Origin of the sequence: Pantoea sp. CTOTU49201 (assembly GCF_032054795.1) — a bacterium.
GTDB lineage: Bacteria > Pseudomonadota > Gammaproteobacteria > Enterobacterales > Enterobacteriaceae > Pantoea > Pantoea symbiotica.
Genome location: NZ_DAMBSA010000307.1, coordinates 1 through 5,707 on the forward strand (window position 1 = coordinate 1; position 5,707 = coordinate 5,707).

At 56.7% G+C, this 5,707-nt stretch carries 6 protein-coding genes; 2 read left to right on the top strand and 4 right to left on the bottom strand.

Annotated elements, in window-relative coordinates; translation table 11 throughout:
* A partial coding sequence (locus tag RTY00_RS18420) for a PLP-dependent aminotransferase family protein (RefSeq protein ID WP_312665397.1) occupies positions 1–1,223 on the top strand: 1,223 nt, incomplete at its 5' end.
* On the opposite strand, the gene RTY00_RS18425 is transcribed toward RTY00_RS18420, so the two are convergent.
* From RTY00_RS18425 to RTY00_RS18440, 4 genes are all read right to left on the bottom strand, one after another.
* The gene (locus tag RTY00_RS18425; RefSeq protein ID WP_008107748.1) at positions 1,220–1,732 is read right to left on the bottom strand and encodes an RcnB family protein; all 513 of its coding nucleotides are present in this window, start codon (positions 1,730–1,732) and stop codon (positions 1,220–1,222) included. The genes RTY00_RS18420 and RTY00_RS18425 overlap by 4 nt on opposite strands.
* Positions 1,733–1,888: 156 nt before the next feature.
* Entirely contained in the window at positions 1,889–3,076 is a 1,188-nt protein-coding gene (locus RTY00_RS18430; RefSeq protein ID WP_312665398.1) for a serine hydrolase domain-containing protein, read from the bottom strand.
* A gap of 142 nt (positions 3,077–3,218) precedes the next feature.
* Positions 3,219–4,001, bottom strand: a complete 783-nt coding sequence (locus RTY00_RS18435; RefSeq protein ID WP_312665399.1) for a MetQ/NlpA family ABC transporter substrate-binding protein — start codon at positions 3,999–4,001, stop codon at positions 3,219–3,221.
* Positions 4,002–4,018: 17 nt separating this feature from the next.
* A complete protein-coding gene (locus RTY00_RS18440; protein ID WP_312665401.1) occupies positions 4,019–5,038 on the bottom strand; it encodes an isopenicillin N synthase family oxygenase in 1,020 nt (339 codons plus the stop codon).
* Between the two features lie 210 nt (positions 5,039–5,248).
* Here RTY00_RS18440 and RTY00_RS18445 point away from each other — a divergent pair.
* Positions 5,249–5,707: UPF0149 family protein (locus RTY00_RS18445; protein ID WP_312665400.1), on the top strand; the 459-nt coding region annotated here is incomplete at its 3' end.

The window sequence follows — 5,707 nt, forward strand, 5'->3', positions numbered from 1 at the left end:
TGAGCGATCGCCAGGGCAGTCGCATCAGCAATATGGCGCAGCTACCGCAGGAAAATCAGCCGCACACCAGCAGCGAAATCACCTTGTCGCCGCGCATCGCTCAGCTGCGATCCAGCCATCGCAGCTTCAGTCAGGAGATGGCGCTGCGCCCCGGCGTTCCTTCGCTGGCACATTTCCCGCTGGCTCAGTGGCGGCGGGCGCTGAACCGCGTGATGCTGCATCAGCCGCAGCAACTGCTGGGCTACGGCGATCCGCTCGGTGAACGCACGCTACGCGAAGCGCTGGCGCAGCATCTGGCATTGGCGCGCGGCGTGCGCTGTACGCCCGAGCAAATCGTGATTACCGAAGGCGCGCAGCAGGCATTAACGCTGTGCGTGGCGCTGCTCAGCAGCCCAGGCGACATTGGTTGGGTGGAGGAGCCGGGATATCGCGGGGCGAAAGCGGCGATGCGGCTGGGAGATATGCGTATTGAACCGATAGCGGTTGATGCACAAGGGCTGGCACCGCAGCCGCAGGACTGGCAGCAGCGTGCGCCGCGCCTGATTTACACTACGCCAACGCACCAATATCCCACCGGTGTGATCATGAGCGCACCGCGTCGTCTGGCGCTGCTGGCGGCCGCCCGGCAACAGCAAACGTGGATTATTGAAGATGATTACGACAGCGATTTTCGCTACAGCGGCGAGCCGATCGCCGCCATGCAGGGCATGACGCAACCAACGCCGGTGATCTACGTCGGCTCGTTCAGCAAAACGCTGTTTCCGGCGCTGCGCCTCGGCTTTATGGTGCTGCCGCCACAGCTGGTCGCGCCGTTGCGCCCTGCGCTACATGAACTGCTGCGCGGCGGAAATCGTCCTGAACAGCAGGCGCTGGCGCTGTTTTTACGCAGCGGTGATTTTAGTCGTCATCTGAGCAAAATGCGCCGTCTGTACCGTCAACGCCAGACGAGTTTGCGGCAGGCTTTGCAGCAAACGTTTGGCGCACAGGTTCCGTTGCTGGGCGGCGAATGCGGCATGCATCTGGTGTTATCACTGGAAGCGGATCAAAACGATATGAGGTTGGTGGATCGGCTGATCCAGAGCGGCTACGCGCCGGGCGCGCTGTCGGGATTTTATTCGGGTGAGCAGAAGCAGCAAGGGCTGGTGCTGGGTTACGGTAACACCAGCACCAGCCAGATTACGGCGGGCGTCGCGCAGTTAGCGCGTCTGCTACGCGGGAATTAACCGCGGAAGAAGATTTCGCCTGATTTGCCCATCACGATCTTACCGCTGTCATCGGTGATCAGGATGTAGTTGGCATTGATGTACGCCCAGTGCGTGCCTGGCTGCGGCGCTGGCAGATGACGTGGCTTCCACTCAACAATGGTGTACTGCTTTTTACGATACTCATCTGGCACCACATCGCCCACTTTGTACTCTTTGTAGTCGATGATGATAGTAGTCAGATCGTAGTTATTCGGAGCCGTCGCATTGCCGCTTTGCGGTGGACGAATCGGCGCGACATCGCCACTGGATTCAGCCGGTTCATTGCTGGCGGGCGCATCGGCTGCCGGAGCCTGCGTTTGCGGGTCTGCGGCTGGCGCCTGGGTTTGGGCATCGGGTGCGGTTTGCTGCACTTGTGGCGGCATCGGTACGGCGTCTGTTTGCTCGCCTTCCGCCAGCGCGGCCGGAGCAAGGCTTAAAGCGCCCAGAAAAATTCCTGCAGAAAGAAGATTGACGTGTGTCCTGCGCATTGGTGATTTCCACTCTGGTTAATTATTAACTGTCCATTTAACTGACAAGTTAAGCACGCAGAAGGTTCCCCCGGCGCGCTTAGCGCGTCAAATTTCGCTGCTCAGCATACCTCAGCTCAGGCATTTTTTGGCGCAGTAAAATTGCAAGCAACCATGTTAGTTTTTGTCGTGCGCTTTCTGCGCCAGATCCATCAATAACGCGATGCCCAGATAGTTACTCCAGTTAAACGCGTTCTGCAGCACCACAATCGCATTGCCGTTCTGCTTATCAAAGCCAATAAAACTCGAGTAGCCGCCGATATAACCCACCTGATAGGTGATCTGCTGATCGCCGTAACTGTCGGTTACCCAGGCAATATTTTGTGACTGATTGCCGTGCTGCTCGTAGCCGTGATTAACCTGCGCAAACGCCGCGTTGAGCGCAGCGCCTGCGCCGTCATGCAGATGCGCATCCAGATAGCGAATCAAATCGCGCGCGTTGCTGTAGAGGCTGGCGGCCGCCACCATATTGTTGTTAAACGCCCAATCCGGCGTAATTTGCCCACGGGGAATCAGCTTAGGTTGATCGCCCGCATGGCCGAGCGCACGCCACGGATAACTGCGCAGACTCTGCGGCTTGAAGCTGCTGCTGGTCATGCCCAGCGGCTGGAACAGATTGCGCTGCGCCAGCGTTTCGATGTCCTGATGGAAGCGATGTTTGAGGATGTAGCCCAACAGCGCATAGCCGAGATTGGAATAGCGCGCGGTGGGATGCGCGGGCGCGTCAAAATCGGCCAGATAATCCAGCACTGCGTCGCTGTCGAGGTTGCCGTAGAAGTTCTCGCCGCTACGCAGATAGCCCATAAATTTCACGAACATCGGCAAATCCATATCCTGACGCGGCAAGCCCGAGGTGTGCGTCACCAGTTGCAACAGCGTGATGCGTTTGGCATCGTCGCTCAGCGGCACGTTGGGCGGCAACAGCGTCGCGAGCGTATCGTTCCAGTGCAGTTCGCCGCGATCCACTAGCTCAATAATCACCTCAGCGGTGATGCCTTTACTCAGCGAGCCGAGCGCAAATAAGGTATCTGGCGTGATGGGATAACGGTGCACCGCATCGGTGACGCCAAAACTGTAAAATTTAGGCTGGCTGCGTTGATGGATGATGGCGATGCTGATGCCGGAAACCTGCTTTTGCTGCATGTAATGGCGCACGATGTCATCGACGTTTTCATTAAAGGTCGCGTGCGAAAGATATACTTTATCGCTAACTGGCGCGGAGGTTTGCGACAAGGTGCCGCAGGCGCTGAGCAATACGCTCACGCCCAGCAGAATGATGCATGTTATTAAACGATGGCACAGCACCCGTTTATTCCTGGCGAAGATAATCATGGCAATGGATTGAGCGAATTTTTGTGTTTTTATTAAGGGTGCGACGGGGGTTGGTGGCGAAATATAACACAGAAGAAAGTCAGCGCCACCTGCCAAAACCAGGTGGCGGCGGGGATTATTGATTAACGGGAATAACCGATCCTTTATAGTGCTGGTTGATAAATTCAGCGGTTTGCTTTGACTCCAGATCTTTCGCTAGTTCCAGAATACGCGGATCGTGCGCCAGTTTCGGCGTGGTGACCAGCACGTTGGCATACGGATTATCCTTCGCTTGTTCCAGCGCCAGCGCATCCTTCGACGGCACTAAACCGGCCTGCAACGCGTAGTTGCCATTAATGATCGCCAGCTGCGCATCATCCAGCGCGCGCGGCAGCTGCGGCGCTTCCACTTCGATAATCTTCAGATGGTGCGGGTTGTCAGTAATGTCTGCGGAAGTCACCAGCGTGTTGGCGCTGTTGCTCTTCAGTTTGATCAACCCATTGGCCTGCAACAGATAAAGTGCGCGGCTGAGATTGGTGACATTATTCGGCACGGCCACTTGCGCGCCATCAGGCAGATCTTTCAGTGATTTCACTTTGTGCGAGTAGATGCCAAGCGGCTCAATATGCACGGTGGCGACCACAGAAAATTTCTCGCCCAGCGCTTTTTCCTGATCGCGCAAATAAGGCACATGCTGGAAGTAGTTGGCATCCACGTCACCGCGCGCCAGCAGTTCGTTGGCGTTGAGGTTGCCGTTGAGTTCAATCACCTTGATGTCGAGCTTCTTATCGGTCTGTTTAATGTGGTTGAGGATTTCGCTGTGCGGTACGGCATCTGCCGCCACGCGCAGCGCGGCCGCCGAGGCGTAACTGCTGAACACCGAAACCATCGCTAACGCGGCTATCACCTTTTTATTCATCTGCTTCCCTTAGTTTCTTATGATTTAACGCTATTGAGAGTGTCAGCGTAATAACGCTGCGCCACGTCGCGATGCGATCGCAAACGCCCTTTGAGGTAGTTCCAGCCCACTTCGCGCAGCAGCGGATTGCTGGGATCGCTGGTCGGTCCGCGCGCTTCTGCCGCCAGCTGCGGCGGTAACTGATACAGCGGCACTTCGGCGTCGAGCTGCGCGCCGAGGAAGAAAGCGATGGAGATGCGCTGTTGTTTTGCCGGCGGCGACACCACGCGATGCACGGTGGCGCGCAGATAACCGTTGGTGGCGATCTCCAGCAGTTCGCCAATGTTCACCACAAAAGCGCCCGGTTTCGGCAGCGCATCAATCCACTGATCTGGCGTGACTTCAACCTGCAATCCGGGTTGATCGTCCTGCAACAGAAAAGTCAGAAAACCAGAATCCTTATGCGCGCCGACGCCTTGCTGGCTGGCAGCGGCATCCTGACCCGGATAGCGAATCAGCTTCACATGTTCGTTGGGGTGCGTGCCGTATAGCGCATCGAAAGCGTCCGGCGGCAGCGACAGGGATTTGGCGAAGGCGCGCAGTAAACGCAGCGCCACGTCGGTCATTGCCTGCTGCCACGCGAGGATCACCGGACGCAGCTGCGGCAGCGCCTGCGGCCATAAATTGGGCCCTTGCAGCTGCTTCCATGCTGGATCGTCTGGCTGCAACGTCAGCGCGGCGCGTTCTGCACCGATATCAAACTGCTCACGCTGATCGCGCTGCTCACGGGTGTATTCCACGCCCGCGCGGTTGTAGCCGCGAAAATGCGGTGAATGGATCATCGAAACGCGCTGCTTCTCTTCATCCGGCAAGGCAAAGAACGCGCGCGTGATGCTTTGCACGTTCTGCAATAACTGTGGATTGATGCCATGATTCACCAGATAGAAGAAGCCGACGTCCCGCGCGGTTTCGCGCAGTTCGGTGAGGTATTGCGCCTGTTCCGCATCCGGCAGTTCCAGCAGGGCTAAATCCAGTACCGGCAATGTGCTGGCCATAATTTGCATCCTTTATGCAGAAAAATTCTGCCTTTACGCTGCCATTTGTCGACAAAAGCAGCCAATACTGTTGCGCGATAAGTTATGGCGAATCATTTTTAGGAGAGGTTCAGCAATCGATATGCAAAAAGCGATAAATCGCGCCCGCTTCCCGCTATAATCGCCGCCAATTAACTTTGGGCATTGCCCATCAATGAAAGCAGGAGATGCCGTATGAACCAGGGTCCGTTAACCGAAAAAGAGCTGAACTGGCTTGAAGATATGCTGGAGAAATACGGCAACGAACATTCGGTGGTGGACACCGCTGAGCTGGACGGCATGCTGACGGCGCTACTCTCCGGCCCGAACGACATCGAACCGAGCGAATGGCTGGTGGCGATGTGGGGTGGCAAAAAGCACATCCCAAAATGGTCGAATGAGCGCGAGATGGATCGTTTTATGACGCTGACGTTCCAGCATCTTAACGACATCGCCGAACGCCTTGCCGAATTCCCGGAGCAGTTTGATCCGCTGTTTGGCACGCAAGAGATGGAAGGCCAGGAATTCACCGTGGTGGAAGATTGGTGCTACGGCTATCTGCGCGGCGTAGCGCTGGATGCGGATTGGTCGCTGCTGCCCGAATCACTGCAGCCGATGATGGAGGCGATTGCCTTGCACGGCAGCGAAGATCAT